A 17,259-nucleotide genomic window follows, 5' to 3' on the forward strand; every position below is an offset into this window, starting at 1 on the left:
AGCTATCCCTTGATCGCCGAGCCGACGATGGAATCGACGAAGAAGCGCTGCAGGAAGACGAACAGGATGAGCGGCGGCAGCACGGCGAGCGTGGCGCCGGCCATCACCAGGCCGGTGTTGACCGCACCTCTGTTGTAGCTGAGCAAGCGGCTCAAGCTGATGACAATCGGATAGGCGTCGGCATTGCCCTGCAGCACGGTCAGCGGCCACAGATAGCTGTTCCAGTGATAGACGAAGGCGAAGAGGGCTAGAGCCGCGATTGCGGGGGCGACGCTGGGAGCGACGATCTTGTAGAGGATCAAGAACTCCGAGGCGCCGTCCATGCGCGCGGCGTCGATGAGCTCGTCGGGAACGCCGGAGATGAACTGGCGCATCAGGAAGATGCCGAAAGCGTTGGCGAGGTTTGGCACGATGATGCCGGCGAGGCTGGCGTTGAGGCCGATCGAGCCGACGAGGCGGTAGAGCGGGATCAGTGTCACGATCGGCGGCAGGAACATGGTGGCGATCAGCACAGAGAACAGCAGCGATTTGGCGGGGAAGTGGTATTTGGCGAAGGCGTAGCCGGCCATCATGCTGGTCAGCAGGATGCCGGCGGTGGTGATCGAGGCGATGACCAGAGAATTCCACATCGAGCGGCCGACATTGACCACGCCCGACACCTTCTCATAGGCGTCGAGGCTCGGCGTAAGGGGGATCCACACCGGCGGCACCTGCATGCTCTCGGCCGGCGTCTTGAGGCTCGACAGCACCATCCACACCAGCGGGAAGGCCGAGGCGACGGCGACCAGCAGCATCAGCGTCGCCAGCAGCGCCTTGCGGCCGGACAGGCGTCTGCGCGACAGCCGGCTCGACGATTCCGCACTCATTCGTCGTTCTTCCGGTTGGCGAAGGCAAACAGCGCGCAGACGACGACGATCAGCGAAAGCATCAGCATGACCGCCATGGCCGAACCCAGTCCGCCCTGTGCGCGCTCGATGCCGACGCGGCGGATGTGGTAGGTCAGGACGTTGGTCGAGCCGGCCGGCCCGCCCTGTGTGATCAGCGCCACCGGCTCGAACACCTGCACGGCGTTGATAATGGCGATGACGGCGCTGAACAGAAGCGTGCGCCGCATCAGCGGCAGCGTGATGAAGCGGAACTGCTCGAAGCGGTTGGCGCCGTCGAGCTTCGCCGCCTCGTAGAGGCTGCCTTGGATTTGCGTCAGCCCGGCGATGGCCAGCACGGTGAAATAACCGACCTGCTGCCAGACATTGAGGAAGACGATCGAGACCAGCGCCGAGCGCGGCGACGACAGGAAGGGCTGTGGTCCCATGCCGATCAGGCCGAGCATCTGGTTGAGCGGCCCTTCGCTCGGCGAATAAAGCTTCGACCAGACCAGCGCCACCGCGATCATCGGCACCATGTAGGGGGCAAACAGCACCGTGCGCAGCGCCGTGCCGCCGGGCACATCCTGCTGGTAGACCATCAGGCCGAAGGCCACCGACAGAGGCAGGATGAGGACGACGGAGAGCGCGGTGTAGACGGCTGTGTTCGTGAGCGCGGCCTTGAAGTCGCGGCCGATCGAGGTGGCCCCGAAAATCTCGCGGAAATTGTCGAGGCCGACGAAGCTGGCGCTGGAAAACGGCGTCTGCGTCGACCAGTCCTGGAACGACAGCCAGACGGTGAGCAGCATCGGCAACAGGATGAAGATGCCGATCAGCGTCACGGCGGGCGCCAGCATGATGCCCGCCGAGGCACGGTACCTCTGAATCATTATTTGGCGGCGCGCTCCAGGATCGAAATGGCGTCGGCCTGCGCCGTCGCCTGCGCATCCTTGGCCGAGACCTGGCCATACTGCAACGCCTCGAGCGTCTGCTGCAGCGATTCCGAGAATTCCTGGCCGCCGGGCACGACAGGGAACGGCTTGGCATCGGTGAGCACGCTGACATAGCCGGAGAGGAATTCCGAGCCGAGCTTGTCTTTGTGCGCCTCGATGTCGGAGAGGCGTGAGGGCAGGATGCCCATCGACAACAGGATATCCGACATCGCGGAAGCGCCGTTCTTGCCGGACTTTGGATTGTTCAGCCAGGCGAGGAAGTCCCACGCCGCCTTCTGCTCGGCGGCACCTGCATTGGCGTTGACCACGGTCATCCAGGAGTAGGAGATCGAATGCGGCTTGTCGCCGCTCGGGCCGACGGGAATCGGCGCCGTTGCAATGTCGGCGAATCTGTCGCCCATGCCGGCCTTCAGTGCGCTCTCCCACCAATTGGCCATGATGATCATGCCGGTCTTGCCGGAGACGAAATTGTCGAGGAAGGGGCCGGTGGTGTTGGCGTCGGCTGTCGCCATCGAAGGCACGCTGGCGCCGGACTTGATCAGGTCTTCATAGAGCTGGAAAGTCTCCTCGGCCTGCGGGCTGTCGAGCACCGGCTTGCCGTCCTTGACCAGGTCGCCGCCATTGGAGACCAGCAGCGAGGCGAAGGGGTGGACGACACCGGCGGCCCATGAATTGATCATGCCGAAGCCTTGCTGTCCTGCATCCTTGTTGGTCAGCTTCTTGGCCGCATCCTTGAACTCGTCCCAGGTCTTGGGTGGCGCCGCGATGCCGGCCTGCTTGAACAGCGCCTTGTTGTAGTTCAGCGCATAGACGTCGATTTCGTTGGGGATGCCGTAGAGCGTGCCGCCTACCGAGGCGGCGCTGGTGATGCCCGCCGGCCAGGCGGCCTTGACCTCGCTGGCCACCGCATCGGGAGCGGGCGCGACCAGCTTGTCGCGCGCCAGTTCCGGCAACCAGAGATCGTAAATGCCGCCGATCGTCGGGCCGTCCGCGCCGCCGCCTTGCGAGCGCAGCGTGGTCAGGAGGTCGCCGAAGGGGACGGCGCGCACGGTGACGCTGACATCCGGATTGGTCTTGGCATAATCCTTGGCCGCCGCTTCCAGCAGCGCGACCGTCTCCGGCGACCAGTGGGTGAGATAGGAGATGTTGACCGATTGCGCCCAGCCGGTGGTGGGCAGGATGGCGAGGCCTGCGGCCAGTGCCAGTTTCGACGTCCAGGCAAACGACATTCCTCATCCTCCTATCGGTTCACAATGACGTTATGACAAGTTAGCGCGGCGACGCAAGGGCTTGCTGGCGAAAAAGTCTCACATGGCACGGTCACAGATTTCTTTGCAGCGCTGGAATGTGGATATTTATCGTTAGATAACAAACGGATGCGGGTACTGCAATGTCGTGAGGCGGCCAACGCCGCCATTCCTGAGGCGCAGCAGACCTCTTGCGAATGCCGCTATGTCATTATAATGACTTTTCCCGAGCCAATGACTCTCTCACGGCAGGAAATGCCGCGGGACGCCAAGGACAGAGAACAATGGGAGACTGGCAATGAGCATGCTTTCACTTGACCGGCGCGCAGCACTTGGCCTGATCGGCGGCCTTGCCGCCGCCTGCGCCGGCGTCTTCGCCTCATTGCCGGCGCGAGCCGCCGACAGCACGGTGACGCTGTGGAGCTGGCGCACCGAGGACGAGGCAGCGATGCGCCGCATCTTCGATGCCTTCGAGGCGAAGAACCCCGGCATCAAGGTCGCCATCCAGTTCACGCCCGATGCCGACTACCAGAACCGGCTGAGCACGGCGCTGCGCGGCGGGCGCGGGCCCGACATCGCCCAGCTCAAGGCCTATGGCGAATTGCAGCCCTTCGTCGAGGCCGGCTATCTCGACGCGCTGGACGACAGCGTGCCGGAGCTGAAGAACATGGAGGACGCGGCGCTTGGCGGCGCGCGCGGCCGCAGCGACGGCAAGCTCTATGGCGTGCCCTATTCGGTGCCGATGATGGGCGTCTTCTACAACCAGGATATCTTCGCCGCCCAGGGCATCGAGATACCGAAGACCTACAAGGATTTCACCGCCGTCTGCGAGAAGCTGAAGGCGGCCGGCATCACGCCGATCGCCACCGGCGGCGCCAACGGCTCGGCCTGGGAACTGGAGATCGCCGTCGGCGTCGTCGGCCCGACCGTCTATGGTCCTGAATTCTACGACGAGATGATGAGCGGCAAGGCGACCTTCGAGGATCCGCGCTATGTCGCGGCGCTGAAGCGCTTCGCCGAGCTGAAGCCGTATTTCCCCGACGGCTTCGCCGGCATCGACTACACCACCGCCACGCAGCAGTTCATCGGCGGCAAGGCGGCGATGTTCCTCGGCGGTTCGTTCGAGAACGGCAGCTTCAAGGCGCAGAACCCGAAGCTGAAATTCTCGATCTTCCCGTTCCCCGCCGACGATGCCGGGGCAAAACTCTACACCTCGGCCTTCTCCGACGGCTCCTATGGCCTGGTCTCCGAGAGCCAGAACAAGGAAGCCGCGACCAAGGTGCTGGGCTTCATGGCTTCGGCAGAGTTCGCGCAGATGTTCGCCGACGAGCTCGGCTGGCCGCCGGCCCGCACGGATGTGACGGTGAAGGATCCAGTGCTGGCCTCGATGATGGAGATGGCGAAGAATTCGACGCCCTATCTGACGCTGGTCGGCTTCCGCTGGCAGTCGCCGACGGCGTCTTCGGTGCTGCAGTCGGAGATCATCGACATGGTCGAAGGCAACATCGCGCCGGAGAAGCTGGCGGCCGACATGCAGGCCGCAGTCGCCACCTGGTTCAAGCCGAAGCAGTAGGCGCGGACGGTCGCAAAGCGGCCGGCCTCTCACGGACCAGAAAAGCGCATGAGCACCCTTCGCCGCACCAGCAGCCTTCGCCGCACGCAGCAGCGCATGGCCGTGCTGTTCACCCTGCCGGCGCTGGCGGTCTATGCGCTGTTCGTCCTCTATCCCCTGGGGATGTCGCTCTGGGGCAGCTTCTTCGTCTGGAAGGGGCTGCGCATGGTCGAGTTCGCCGGCCTGTCGAATTTCTCAAGGCTGTTCGTTTTCCCCAGCGGCGCGCGGCTCTACGGCGCGCTGTGGCACAACACCGCCTGGTTCTTCGGCATCATGCTGTTCCAGAACGGAATCGGGCTTTTGTTCGCCTGGCTGCTGTTCCTGCGCGACAGGGGTGCTGCGTTCTTCCAGTCGGTGTTCTTCTTTCCGGCGGTGCTGAGCCCGGTCATCGTCGGCGCGCTGTGGCGGTTGCTTTTGGCACCGGGCGGCGTCGTCGAATGGGCGCTGAACGGGCTTGGCCTGCACCAGGGCAGCCTGACCGTGCTCGGCAACAGCCACACCGCGCTCGCCATGCTGATCGCCGTCGATGCGTGGAACTGGATGGGCCTGCCGGTGCTGATCTACACGGCAGGTCTGCGGCAGATTTCCGGCCAGATTTTCGAGGCGGCAAAACTTGACGGCGCCGGCAATGCGCGCATGCTGTTCTCGATCGCGCTGCCGCTGCTGATGCCGGCGCTGGGCACGCTGACGACGCTGTCGTTCATCAACACCTTCAACCAGTTCGACATCGTCTATGTCATGCAGGGCGTGCAGGGCAATCCGAGCTATTCGACCGACACGCTGGTGACCTACTTCTACCGGCTGGCCTTCGGCGCGGAAGGTGCTGTCGGGATCACCGATATCGGTCTGGCTTTGGCGCTCGGCACCGTGCTGTTCTTGATCCTCAGCATCGGCACGCTCATGATGCTGCGCTTCTTCGACCGCCGCACGGTGCAGCTATGAGCGCGCTGGCGATTTCGCAAAGACCGGCCATCTCTCGGCAGCTGGCGCGGCTGCCCGGCTGGACGGTGCTGATCGTATGGACGGCGGCTGTGCTGTTGCCGCTCTACATCCTCATCGTCTCCTGTTTCAAGACCACGGCCGAGATCTACGACAACAGGCTCGGCCTGCCGCAAAGCTTTGCCTTCGATAATTTCGTCAACGCCTGGACGCGCGCCGATCTCGGCCAGAATTTCATCAACAGCCTGATCGTCACGGGCGGCGCCGTCATCCTCACCATCGTCGTCTCGGCGATGGCCGCCTATCCGCTCAGCCGCTACAAGCTTGGCTGGAATGCCATCATGCTCGGCCTGTTCCTGTCCGGCATCATGCTGCCCATCCGGTTGGCCTCGGTCGAACTGTTCACGCTGATGCGCAATCTCGGCCTGCTGGATTCGCTGACCGGGCTGATCCTGGTCTATTCGGCGATCCGCATTCCCTTCGCCGTCTTCATCTTCGCCAATTTCATGCGCGTCTTGCCCTCCGAGTTGGACGAGGCGGCGCGCATGGACGGCGCCGGCGAGGTCCGCATCCTGTTCCAGATCATCCTGCCGATGGTCAAGCCGGCGGTGTCGATCGTGGCAATCTTCACCGCGATCGCGGTGTGGAACGATTTCTTCTTCCCGCTGATCTTCATCTTCGACGACCGCTACAAGACGGTGCCGCTGGCGATCAGCGTCTTCGTCGGCCAGTTCCGCACCGACTGGGGCCTGGTGTTCGCCTCGCTGGCGATATCCATGGCGCCCATCCTGATCATGTATTGTCTGCTGGCGCGGCAGATTCGCGAAGGCGTCGGCACCGGAGGGGGCATGAAATGATCGAAGACAGGATTTCTGCGGCGAAATCCATCCTGGTGGTCGGCGCACACGCCTTCGATGCCGAGGTGATGGCCGGGCCGCTGGCGGCCGCTGCCGTCAAGCGCGGCGCCACGGTGACCTTCCTGCATCTGACCATGGGTGAGCAGGGCCATCCGTACCTGGTTCCCGCGCATTATTGCGTGCAGAAGGAAGAGGAAGCGGGCAGCGCGGCGGAGCGGCTCGGCGTCGCCATGCGTAGCTTTGGCCTGCGCGACGGCTTCCTGCCCACAGACGATCAGACGGCGCTCGAAGTGGGCGACATCATTCGCGAGCTGAAACCCGAGATCGTCATCACCCATTGGCATGGCAGCTGGCACAAGGACCATCGCGCCGCCGCGCATTTGACGAAGACCGGTATCTTCTTCGCCGGACTGCCGACCGTTGCCAGCGACCATCCGGCGCACACGCCGCAACTGCTGCTGTTCGGCGAGAACTGGGAGGACGATGACGGCTTCCGGCCCGAGCATCTCGTCGATGTCAGCGACGGGTTCGAGGCCTGGCGCGACGCGGTCATGGAGTATGAGCTGGCGCGCGGCCTGAGCAGCTTCCCCTATGTCGACTATTACAGTTCGCTCTACCGGCTGCGCGGCTGCCTGCGTGGCACGCGCCATGCGCAGGCCTTCGCGGCGGCGTCGCATTCGTGGAATGCCGGCAGCGGCCTGTTCTCGCTCCCCTTCGGCAAAGGGTCCGGTCGATGAGGCGGGTACTCGCCATCGATCTCGGCGGCACCAATCTGCGCGCCGCCGTATCTACGGGCGATGTCGGTGCGTTGGAGGCGCTGGGCAGCGAGCCGGCGCCGGCAACCCTTGGTGCCTTCATTGCGCGCATCGACGCGCTGTGCGCTGAGGCCGGGTCGGTCTCAGCGCTTGGCATCGCGGTGCCGGGTCTGGTCGAGGGCTCAATCTGCCGCTGGATCCCCAACTTGCCGTTCCTCGACGGCGTCGATATCCAGCCGCTGTTTCCCAAACTGCGCGTAGCGCTCGGCAATGACGCGCAGATTGCGCTGCTGGCGGAGGCTGTCGAAGGCAGTGCGAAAAACATGTCGGATGCGATCCTGCTCGCCATCGGCACCGGCATCGGTTCGGCGGTGCTGGCCAATGGCCGCATCGTTGCCGGCGCGCATGGCGGCGCCTGCTCGTTCGGCTGGGCCTGCGCCGACGTGAGGGATCATGGTGAAGAGCGCAGCGGCTGGCTGGAGCGCGTCGCGTCGGGCCGGGCGCTTGATGCCCTTGCCGGACAGATCGGCCTTGCCGACGGCCGCCAGCTGATCGCCGCTGCCCAGGCCGGCGAACTGGCCGCACTCACCTTGCTTGAACTGCCGGCGCGACAGCTCGGCACCGCGCTTGCAGGCGCTGTCGCGCTGCTCGATCCGCAAGCGGTTCTGATTTCGGGTGGTTTGGCGGAGGCGCTGGATGTGATCCGGCCGCCGCTGCTTGCAGCGCTGCGACGCCAACTGCCGCCGCATCTGCGCGGCATCGACGTCAAGCCCGGAAAATTCGGTCCCCGCGCCGGCCTCGTCGGCGCGGCGCTGGCCGGCGCCGTTGGGCAAGGGTGGAGGCATGTGCGATGAGCGAAGCAAGCTTTCAGCAGCCGGACCGCAGACGGCCGGAGCCGCTCTGGTATCAGGTCGAAGAGGCGATCCGCGCCATCGTCAAGAGCGGCGAATGGGCAACGGGCGACCAGATCCCGGCGGAGGACAGGCTGTGCGCCCTGTTCGGCGTCAGCCGCATCACGCTGCGCCACGCCTTGCGCAACCTCGAGGAGGCAGGACTGCTCAGGCGCGAACATGGCCGCGGCACGTTCGTGCGCTCGACCACGCTGGTCGCCGGCACGCGCGAGCTGACCAGCTTCACCCAGGAGATGGGCAATATGGGCGTGGTCGCGGGCTCGCGCCTGCTCGACTGCAGCCTGACCACCGCCAATGCGGCGGCTGCCGGCGCGCTGGAGATCGAGGAGGGCGATCCGGTGGTGCGCATTCGCAGGCTGCGGCTCGGCAACAACGAGCCGATCGGCATCCAGACGGCGCAGCTGTCGGCGGTGCGCGTGCCGGGCTTCCTCGATGCCGGCCTGCTGCAGGGCTCGCTCTACGAGGCGCTGGAGCGCCATTACGGCATCGTGCCGGTGGCCGCGCGGGAGAACTACCGGGTCGGCGCGGTCGGCGCGGCGGACGCCGAACTGCTCGACCTCGCTGTCGGCAGCCCGGCCTTCGTCGTCGAACGCATCACCACCGACGAGCGCGGCCCGTTCGAATTCACCGTCTCGATCATGCGCGGCGACCGCTACGAAATCCGCTCGACGCTGCGCGCCGGACGCGTGCCGCTGAACCCGAGAAGCTGATCCATTCCAGACCGACACATCAAACAGGAGTACCCACGTGTCCGATCTCTACATCCACCGTCTCGCCGCCCTCATTGACCAGGCTGCGAAAGCCAATGAAGAGGCCTTTGACCAGGCCGCCAGCCACTTTGCCGACTCCCTCGAGGGCGGCGGGCTGGTGCATCTCTATGGCTCCGGCCATTCGGTGCTGCCGGTGCAGGAAGTGTTTCCGCGCTATGGCAGCTATGTCGGCTTCAACCCCCTGACCGACCCGCGCGTGATGTGGCACAATGTGCTCGGCGCCGGCGGCGTGCGCGAGCTTTTGTGGCTGGAGCGTACGGAGAAATACGCCGAAAAATTCCTCGACCACCAGCCGCTCAACAAGGGCGATTCCATCATCATCTTCGGCCATAGCGGCCGCAACTCGTCGGGCATCGACACCGCGCTCTACGCCAGGAAGCGCGGCATCTTCGTCGTCGCGGTCACCAGCAAGAACAATCTGGACAAGCCGGCGACGCACTCCTCCGGCAAGCGGCTGGCCGATGCCGCCGACCTCGTCATCGACACCTGTTCGCCGATCGAGGACGCCATCGTGCCGGTCGAGGGCTGGAGCCGGCCGGTGTCGGGCTCATCGACGGTGCTTGCCATGATCCTGGCGCATGAGCTGATCGCGCGCACCGCCGAGCAGCTCGCCAAGCGGGGCATCGAACTGCCGGTCTTCGCCTCGCCGACCATTGCCGGCGTGACGTTGCACGACACCGACGTCATCTATGGCGTCTACCGCGAGCGCATGCTTGACGCGCAGAAGAAGCACCTGCCGACCTTCCAGGCAACGATGCGCGGAGAGTGAAAAAAGGGAGGCCCGGCACATGCCGGGCCTCCGACGTCTCGTTCCGCAATTCCTATCCTCTCAACGCCGCTTCGGGCGCCCGGCAGGCGATTTGTTGCCGCGCGGCCCGCTCTGAACCGGCGTGTTGCCCTGGTTTTCCTCCGACAGCTTGCGCCAGCGGGCAAGGCGCTCGGGGTCGAGCGTACCCGCCTTCAACGCAGCCTGCACCGCGCAGCCCGGTTCGTGGACATGGGTGCAGTCGCGGAACTTGCACAGCGGTGCGAGCTCGGTGATTTCGGCAAACAGCGTGTCGATGCCGGAGGCGACGTCGCTGACATGCAGCGTGCGCATGCCCGGCGTGTCGATCACCCAGCCGCCGCCGGCAATGGCGTGCAGCGATCTGGCTGTGGTAGTGTGGCGACCCTTGGCATCGTGCTCGCGAATGCCCGCGGTCTGTTGCGGCGATTGCTGCGCCGATCCGGCCAGCGTGTTGACCAGCGTCGATTTGCCGACGCCGGAGGAGCCGACCAGCGCCACCGTCTGCCCTGCGCCACACCAGGGAGCAAGCGCCGCTGCGGCATCGGCGACGCGCGGGTTCAGCATCACCACGGCCAGTCCACGCTGCAGGGCGGCGGCCTGGCGTTGGTAAGCCTCGGCATCGTCAGCGGTGTCGGCCTTGGTCAGCAGGATCACCGGCGTCGTTCCGGCCTCGTTGGCCAGCGCGAGATAGCGCTCGAGCCGGGCGATGTTGAAATCGGCATTGCAGGACGTCACGATGAACAGCGTGTCGACATTGGCCGCGGCCAGCTGCGGCACCCTGCCTCCCTGTGTGCGGCGCTCCAGCACCGTCTTGCGGGTCAGGCGGCGGCGCAGCAGATGCGTATGCGGCTCGACCAGCACCCAGTCGCCGACGGCATAGTCGCCGGTGTTGGTATTGGCCGGCAGCGTCAGATCCACTGGCCCTGACAGAGACAGACCGGCCAGGCGGTCGCGGTGCACCGAGGCGATGCGCGTCGGCACTAGGTTTGCCTCATCGGCTTCAAGCTGGTCGCCGAAGAAATCCGTCCAGCCCAGGCTTGCGAGGGAAGCCGTCACGGTTTTGACCACGGGGACGGCGTCACAGACATCGGAGAGTATCCTTTGGCAAAATGGGCGCGGACCCTCGGGGCGGTTGTTCAAGCCGTGTATGGGCGGCATGGCGGCATTTGGCAAGCCGAACCGCGCCGATGGCCGAGCCGTTTCGCGCACCACGTTGGAACGCATCGAGGCGGCGGGTCGCTGAACGTCACCAGACACGGAACCCTATCGTGGCACCTATCCGCATCACGCGCGTTGAGGTCATTCAATCATCGAGGAAAAATCTCATGCGCGTGCGCGTCGTCACTATCAATGTCTGGAACACGGAAGGGGAGCCGGAACGTCTGACCGCCATCAACCGGGAGCTGAGGCGGCTCGACCCGGATCTGGTCGCCTTTCAGGAGGTCGTCCAGACAGCCGATGTGAAATTCCTCGATACGCTGCCCGATGGTTTGGATTTGCATGCAACGCATCAAGCCTCTTCGTCGACCTCGAAGTTGGCAGCGACGGCTGAGGATGGCAGGTCGAGAAGCCTGCCAAAAGGGGGAGGGGGATGGCCGGTACCGCAGGGGGCGGGGGGTTGGGATGGGGTTGCCTGAAGCACCGGCCAAAGCGGGACAAGTCCCACGCCCACAAGCTAGCAGAGCTTGGATCGGTTCATATGGTGTGATCGCGGAACTGGCGCAAAAGCGCTTTCACATCCCCGCGCAGGCGTCGGCAACGAGCCCGCAACCGGGGGTTTCCGGTCGGTTGGTGGGTTGCGCAAGCGTCGGTTGAAGGCGCTGCGGGAGGCTGTCGTTTTTAGTGCGGTTCGAGTGCTATGCGCTCAGCGACAGGTGCTCAAGGCAGGGCAATCGCGTGGCGCCACCACATGCGATTGTCCTGCTTACGCCACCGGCAGCCTTCGCCCCGCAATCAGATCCGCCCCGCAATCAGATCCGCCGCCTTCTCGGCGATCATGACCACTGCCGCATTGGTGTTGGACGACACGATGCTCGGCATGACCGAGCTGTCGCAGACACGCAGGCCTTGCAGACCGCGCACGCGCAGCTCGGGATCGACGACGCTGCCGGCATCGCCGCCCATTCGGCAGGTGCCGACTGGGTGATAGGCGCTGCGGCCATGTTCTCGGGCGAAGGCTTCGAGTGCTGAGCGCCCCTGCATCGCCTTGCCGGGCAGATGCTCGCGGCTGATGTATTTGGCGAAGGCTGGCTGCGACAGGATTTCGCGGCTGATCTCGATGCCGTCGATGGCGCGTTCGAGATCATAGCGCTCGGCGAACGGGTTGGGGTCGATGATGGGCGCATCGCGCAGGTCCGCGGACTTGAGCGTGACGCTGCCGCGCGAACGCGGGCGCACATGGTAGGAGTTCAGCGTGCAGCCATTGCCGCCGGGAACCGAGCCGATGCCTTCCTCAACGCCGGCGCCGGGCAGGAAATGGAACTGGATGTCCGGCGTCTTCTCCGCGCGGTCGCCCCACCAGAAGCCGCCGGACTCTACAATGTTGGAGGCCACCGGCCCCTTGCCGAACAGCGCATATTCAAGACCGGCGACCGCTTGCCAGCGCTTCTTCTTGTAACGGTCGATGCCGTGCGGTCCGTTGAGCTCGGCGACGACATCGACGTCCATGTGATCGTGCAGATTCTGGCCGACGTTTTTGGAATCGTGGACCACCTTGATGCCGTGCTGGCCGAGATGCACGGCCGGGCCGATGCCGGACAGCATCAGCAATTTCGGCGAGCCGATGGCGCCGGCGGCGACGATGACTTCGCGCTCGGCGCGGAGCAGTTCGGTGCGGCCATTGACGATGATCTCTACACCGATGGCGCGGCCGTTCTCGACCACGATGCGGCTGACCGAGGCGTCGGTGCGTAGCGTCAGATTCTTGCGGCCGAGCGCCGGCTTCAGATAGGCGACCGCCGTGCTCGAGCGTTTCCCCCGACGCGTCGTCGTCTGGTAGAAGCCGGCGCCCGCCTGCTCACCGGCGTTGAAGTCGGCGCGGAAAGGAAGGCCCGCCTGCTGCGCCGCCTTGACGAAGATGCGGGTCAGCGGATGCGGCGCGCCGCTGGAGACGCCGAGCGGGCCGTCAGTGCCGTGCTGCGCATCGGCAAAAGTGTCGTTGCCCTCGGAGCGGACGAAGTAGGGCAGCACGTCGGCATAGCTCCAGCCGGCACAGCCATCGTCGGTCGCCCAGCCATCGTAGTCCTGCGGGCAACCACGGGTGAACACCTGGGCGTTGATCGAGGAGCCGCCGCCGAGCACACGCGCCTGCGGATAGACCATGGTGCGGCCGTCGATCTCCTTGCCGGGCGCGGTGTCATAGCCCCAGATCAGAGGCCCCGACGTCATCTTGAAGAAGCCGACCGGCAAATGGATGTAGCGGTCGGTGTCGGGCGGACCGGCCTCGAGCAGCATGACGGACACGTCCGGGTCCTCGCTCAGCCGGGCGGCCAGAATGCAGCCAGCCGAACCGCCGCCGACAATGATGTAATCCGTCATTTCCACTCCCGGGTTCTCTTTGTTGGAGCATGATCTCCGGACAAAACGGTTTCTCGATTTGTCCGAGAAAACCGGTTCCCACTTCTAGGGATCATGCTCCGGCGGGCGATGAAATCACCGCCCCTTCCTCTTGCGCGCGACGATCTCAAGTCGCTTGTGCCACGTCAAGAGAAAGGATATGGTTATCGTGTTGAAGGGTTGTCGTACAAGTGGAGGAGCTTGACGATCCTCACCAGGAGGTCCCGGCCGCGCTCCCTGCGCAAGATGCCGGGCGGAACAGAATTCAATCGGGAGGTTTCGAGGTATGAACGACACGAAGAATTTTGCAGTCAACCGGCGCACGCTGATGATGGGCGCCACCGCCGGCGTGGCGGCACTCGCCATGCCGAGCGTGCTGCGCGCGCAGGACAAGCCGACGCTGGTGACATCGATCCGCTCGCTGTCCAACCCCTATCACGCGGTGTGGAAGACCGGCGCCGAAGCGTATGCCAAATGGGCCGGGCTGGAGCACGTCACGCTGGTTTCGGAAGGCAACAGCGAGAAGGGCATTGCCGACATCAAGGCGATGCTGGCCAAGACCGGCGGCAATATGGTGCTGAATTCCGATCCCAACGACACGCCCGATGCGCGCCCGATCGTCGAGGCCTGCGCCAAGGCCGGCGCCTATGTGGTGACGCAGTGGAACAAGCCTGGGGATCTGCACCCGAAGGATTTCAACCCGAACTATGTCTCGCATATCGAGTTCGACGGCATCGACAGCGGCAAGACCATCGCCGAGATCCTGTTCAAGACCATTGGCGGCAAGGGCGGCATCGTAGCGCTCGGCGGCCTGATCTCGACCACGGCGGCGATCGAACGCAAGAAGGGCCTCGACGCAGCGCTTGCCAACAACCCGGACATCAAGCTGCTCGATTTCCAGGTCGCCAACTGGAAGTCGACCGAAGCCTTCGACCTGATGGGCAATCTGCTCACCCGCTTCGGCGACGACATCAAGGGCATCTGGGCGGCCAATGACGATATGGGCTCGGGCGCTCTGGAAGCGCTGCGCGCCGAAAACCTCGCCGGCAAAGTGCCGATCGTCGGCGTCGACGGCATCAAGACGGCGGTCGATGCGGTGCGCACCGGCGAATTCGCCTGCACGGTCACTTCGGATCCGTTCTGGCAGGGCGGCATGGGTCTCGCCATCGGCTACAACGCCAAGATCGGCAAGTTCGACCCGACCAAGGAGCCGCCGGAGCACCGTGAGTTCTACGGCAAGGCGGTGCTGATCTCGCACGACAATGTCGAGGAGTATTACAAGACCAATGTCGATGCGAAGCCCGAGATCGACTGGAACGATCTGTGGGCCCGGGTCACCGGAGCAATCCGTACCTGATCCATCGGAGTGGGCTGCACCTCCCTGGCGGCCCGCTTCCTCCCGCAGCCGTCGCGATCCCCTTGTCGCGACGGCTGTCACCAGCAGACGGGAAGCGGTTTCTTGACAATCCATACAGAACCCCTGAAGTCCGTTTCGGACATCGAGCGGACGACGCCCATGACACCGTTCCCCGGCCGGATCGCGACATTCCTGGGCGGCAGGCGCTGGCGCAGCCTGGCGCCGCTGGCGGTGCTGATTGTACTCTGCGTACTCATCGCCATTGCCAACCCCAATTTCATCGAGCTGCGCAATCTGGTGCGGCTTGCGAATTCCGCCGCCGTGCCGCTGACGCTGGCGATGGGGCTGACCTTCATCATCCTGATGGGCAGCATCGACCTCGCAGTCGAAGGCACGCTTTCGGTGGCGGCGATGGTGCTTGTGCTGCTCGCCGCCAATGACGGCAACAGCAACGACTATGGCTGGTGGGCGGTGCTCGCTGCCATCGCCGCCGGCACCGCCATGGGCTTCGTCAGCGGTCTCGTCCAGGCCATGCTGCGCATCCCGTCCTTCATGGGCACGCTCGGCATGTGGTTCATCGGCCTCGGCCTGTCGGTCTATATGCTGGGCGGCACGGCGATCAAGCTGAACGACGCCTCGATCCGCGACCTGGCCTTGCACCGTTTCCTCGGCCTGCCGGTGGCGGTCTGGGTTGCGTTCGGCGCGTTCCTGCTCGCCACCGTCATCCAGTATCACACCAAGCTCGGCCGCCACATATTGGCGATCGGCGGCGACGAGGATGTCGCCAAGCTCTCGGGCGTCAATGTCGTGCGCGTGCGCATCACCGCTTTTGCGCTGGCCGGTTTCTTCTTCGGCATTGCCGGTGTGCTTGCCGCCGCACAGCTCGGCCAGTCGCACGCCGTCATCGGCGACGGCAGGCTGTTTGCAGCGGTCACCGCAGTGGTCGTCGGCGGCACCGCTTTGACCGGCGGCGAGGGCGGCGTCGTCAACACGCTGATCGGTGTGCTGATCGTCACCGTGCTTGCCAATGGCATGATCCTGCTCGGCATCTCGCCCTACATCCAGCAGACGGTGCAGGGTCTGATGATCATCGCCGCGGTGGCGCTGTCGCTCGACCGTGTCCGCCTGAAAATCGTCAAGTGAACGCCATGCTGCAGGCGTCCAACATCATCAAGAATTTCCCCGGCGTCCAGGCGCTGCGCGACGTCTCCATCGAGGTGCGGCCCAATGAAGTTGTCGGGCTGATCGGCGAGAACGGCGCCGGCAAGTCGACGCTGATGCGGGTGCTGGCCGGCGGCTACCGGCCGGATGGCGGCTCGCTCACGCTGGATGGCGAACAGCTGCGCATGCGCAACGCCCGTGATGCGGCCAGGCATGGCATCGGCATGGTGTTCCAGGAGCAGTCGCTGGTGCTGAACCTGACGGTTGCCGAAAACATCTATCTCGGCGAAGAGGACCGCTTCACCCGCTTCGGCCTCGTCAATTGGCGCGCCATGAACGCGGCGGCGCGGCGGCAACTGGCCAAGATCGGCATCGACATCGACGTCACCGCGCGCACCTCCGAACTCACCTTCGCCGCACGCCAGATGGTCGAGCTCGCCAAGGCGCTGACCTTGGAGGAAGTGGTCGAGCGGCAGTTGCTCATCCTGCTCGACGAGCCGACCTCGGTGCTCAACGCCGCTGATATCGAGGTGCTGTTCGCGCGGGTGCGCTCGCTTAAATCCCGCGCCAGTTTTGTGTTCGTCTCGCACCGCCTCGACGAGGTGCTCAACATCTCCGACCGTGTCTACACGATGAAGGACGGCGCGGTCGTCGCCGAGCACCGCGCAGCTGAAGTCACCGCGCCGGAGCTGCACGAGATCATGGTCGGGCGCGGCCTGCAGGCCGAATATTACCGCGAGGCCCGCCAGCTCGCGCCGCGCGATATCGTGATGGTCGAGGCCAAGGGGCTTGGCGCCAACGGTTACTATCACGGCGTCGATCTCTCGATCCGGGCCGGCGAGATTGTCGGCATTGCCGGCGTCGTCGGCTCCGGCCGCGAGGAGGTGACGCGCACCGTTGGCGGCTTCGTCCAGCATGATGCCGGCGAGATGAAAATCGCCGGCGATGCCGTGCGCTTCTCCTCGCCGGAGCCGGCTGTGCGCAAGGGCATCGGCTATGTCCCGCGCGAGCGCCGGCTCGAAGGGCTGGTGATGTTCCTGTCGATCGCGGAGAACATTTCGCTGGCCGATCTCTCCAGCGTCATGCGCCATGGCGCCATCGACTATGGCAAGGAGCGCCGGCTTGCCGCCGACTGGATCAAGCGGCTGCGCATCAAGGCGCCCGGTCCCGATGCCGCCTGCCGCAAGCTCAGCGGCGGCAACCAGCAGAAGGTGGTGCTGGCGCGCTGGATGACGGCGGGCTCGCGCATCCTGGTGCTCGACCATCCCACACGCGGCCTCGATGTCGGCGCCAAGGAGGAGGTCTACGAATTGGTGCGCGACCTCTCCGCGCAAGGCGTGGCGATCCTTTTGATTTCCGACACGCTGGAGGAAACGATCGGCCTGTCGCACCAGGTGCTGGTGATGCGCGATGGTGCAATCACCGCGCGCTTCGATGCCAGTCCGGGCAACAAGCCGAACCAGGTCGATCTTCTCAGGGCAATGGTGTGAGC

At 64.9% G+C, this 17,259-nt stretch carries 16 protein-coding genes; 11 read left to right on the forward strand and 5 right to left on the reverse strand.

Features of this window, described 5'->3' with window-relative positions; all coding sequences use genetic code 11:
- Window positions 1-2: 2 nt before the first annotated feature.
- The 3 genes from NL532_RS08665 to NL532_RS08675 are packed head-to-tail and all read right to left on the reverse strand — an operon-like array spanning window position 3 to window position 3,045.
- Complete coding sequence (locus NL532_RS08665; protein WP_023825526.1) at window positions 3-866, reverse strand: carbohydrate ABC transporter permease; 864 nt, start codon at window positions 864-866, stop codon at window positions 3-5.
- Window positions 863-1,753 (reverse strand): carbohydrate ABC transporter permease, encoded by an 891-nt coding sequence (locus NL532_RS08670; RefSeq protein ID WP_023828350.1) that lies wholly within the window; start codon window positions 1,751-1,753, stop codon window positions 863-865. Before NL532_RS08670 ends, NL532_RS08665 begins: the two co-directional genes overlap by 4 nt.
- Window positions 1,753-3,045, reverse strand: coding sequence for an ABC transporter substrate-binding protein (locus NL532_RS08675; RefSeq protein WP_023825524.1), 1,293 nt, complete (start codon window positions 3,043-3,045; stop codon window positions 1,753-1,755). Before NL532_RS08675 ends, NL532_RS08670 begins: the two co-directional genes overlap by 1 nt.
- A gap of 316 nt (window positions 3,046-3,361) precedes the next feature.
- Here NL532_RS08675 and NL532_RS08680 point away from each other — a divergent pair, with 316 nt between their 5' ends.
- The 7 genes from NL532_RS08680 to NL532_RS08710 are packed head-to-tail and all read left to right on the forward strand — an operon-like array spanning window position 3,362 to window position 9,676.
- Window positions 3,362-4,636, forward strand: coding sequence for an extracellular solute-binding protein (locus NL532_RS08680; RefSeq protein ID WP_023733561.1), 1,275 nt, complete (start codon window positions 3,362-3,364; stop codon window positions 4,634-4,636).
- A 48-nt stretch (window positions 4,637-4,684) separates the two neighbouring features.
- Window positions 4,685-5,617 carry a carbohydrate ABC transporter permease gene (locus NL532_RS08685; protein WP_027049764.1) on the forward strand — a complete coding sequence of 311 codons (933 nt, stop codon included), beginning with the start codon at window positions 4,685-4,687 and terminating at the stop codon, window positions 5,615-5,617.
- Window positions 5,614-6,471 (forward strand): carbohydrate ABC transporter permease, encoded by an 858-nt coding sequence (locus NL532_RS08690; RefSeq protein WP_023828351.1) that lies wholly within the window; start codon window positions 5,614-5,616, stop codon window positions 6,469-6,471. The genes NL532_RS08685 and NL532_RS08690 overlap by 4 nt, the downstream gene beginning before the upstream one ends.
- Window positions 6,468-7,208, forward strand: a complete 741-nt coding sequence (locus NL532_RS08695; protein WP_050590922.1) for a PIG-L deacetylase family protein — start codon at window positions 6,468-6,470, stop codon at window positions 7,206-7,208. The genes NL532_RS08690 and NL532_RS08695 overlap by 4 nt, the downstream gene beginning before the upstream one ends.
- Window positions 7,205-8,080 carry an ROK family protein gene (locus tag NL532_RS08700; protein ID WP_023828352.1) on the forward strand — a complete coding sequence of 292 codons (876 nt, stop codon included), beginning with the start codon at window positions 7,205-7,207 and terminating at the stop codon, window positions 8,078-8,080. The genes NL532_RS08695 and NL532_RS08700 overlap by 4 nt, the downstream gene beginning before the upstream one ends.
- Window positions 8,077-8,847 carry a GntR family transcriptional regulator gene (locus NL532_RS08705; RefSeq protein ID WP_023683130.1) on the forward strand — a complete coding sequence of 257 codons (771 nt, stop codon included), beginning with the start codon at window positions 8,077-8,079 and terminating at the stop codon, window positions 8,845-8,847. The genes NL532_RS08700 and NL532_RS08705 overlap by 4 nt, the downstream gene beginning before the upstream one ends.
- 37 nt (window positions 8,848-8,884) lie before the next feature.
- The gene (locus NL532_RS08710; protein ID WP_023828353.1) at window positions 8,885-9,676 is read left to right on the forward strand and encodes a sugar isomerase domain-containing protein; all 792 of its coding nucleotides are present in this window, start codon (window positions 8,885-8,887) and stop codon (window positions 9,674-9,676) included.
- Window positions 9,677-9,736: 60 nt separating this feature from the next.
- Here NL532_RS08710 and rsgA read toward each other — a convergent pair whose 3' ends face one another.
- Window positions 9,737-10,750, reverse strand: coding sequence for a ribosome small subunit-dependent GTPase A (rsgA, locus tag NL532_RS08715; RefSeq protein ID WP_245260180.1), 1,014 nt, complete (start codon window positions 10,748-10,750; stop codon window positions 9,737-9,739).
- Window positions 10,751-11,019: 269 nt separating this feature from the next.
- Here rsgA and NL532_RS08720 point away from each other — a divergent pair, with 269 nt between their 5' ends.
- Window positions 11,020-11,331: an endonuclease/exonuclease/phosphatase family protein gene (locus tag NL532_RS08720; protein WP_031202724.1), complete on the forward strand. Its 312-nt coding sequence runs from the start codon at window positions 11,020-11,022 to the stop codon at window positions 11,329-11,331.
- Between the two features lie 316 nt (window positions 11,332-11,647).
- Here NL532_RS08720 and NL532_RS08725 read toward each other — a convergent pair whose 3' ends face one another.
- Window positions 11,648-13,231: a GMC family oxidoreductase gene (locus tag NL532_RS08725; RefSeq protein WP_023828356.1), complete on the reverse strand. Its 1,584-nt coding sequence runs from the start codon at window positions 13,229-13,231 to the stop codon at window positions 11,648-11,650.
- A 304-nt stretch (window positions 13,232-13,535) separates the two neighbouring features.
- Between NL532_RS08725 and NL532_RS08730 the strand changes: the two genes are divergently transcribed.
- The 3 genes from NL532_RS08730 (at window position 13,536) to NL532_RS08740 (ending at window position 17,257) form a co-directional block, all read left to right on the forward strand.
- A complete protein-coding gene (locus tag NL532_RS08730; protein WP_023828357.1) occupies window positions 13,536-14,606 on the forward strand; it encodes a sugar ABC transporter substrate-binding protein in 1,071 nt (356 codons plus the stop codon).
- A gap of 159 nt (window positions 14,607-14,765) precedes the next feature.
- Entirely contained in the window at window positions 14,766-15,749 is a 984-nt protein-coding gene (locus NL532_RS08735; protein WP_023828358.1) for an ABC transporter permease, read from the forward strand.
- A 5-nt stretch (window positions 15,750-15,754) separates the two neighbouring features.
- Window positions 15,755-17,257, forward strand: a complete 1,503-nt coding sequence (locus NL532_RS08740) for a sugar ABC transporter ATP-binding protein (protein WP_023671076.1) — start codon at window positions 15,755-15,757, stop codon at window positions 17,255-17,257.
- Window positions 17,258-17,259: the final 2 nt, after the last annotated feature.

Source organism: Mesorhizobium sp. C120A (assembly GCF_030323105.1).
Lineage (GTDB): Bacteria > Pseudomonadota > Alphaproteobacteria > Rhizobiales > Rhizobiaceae > Mesorhizobium.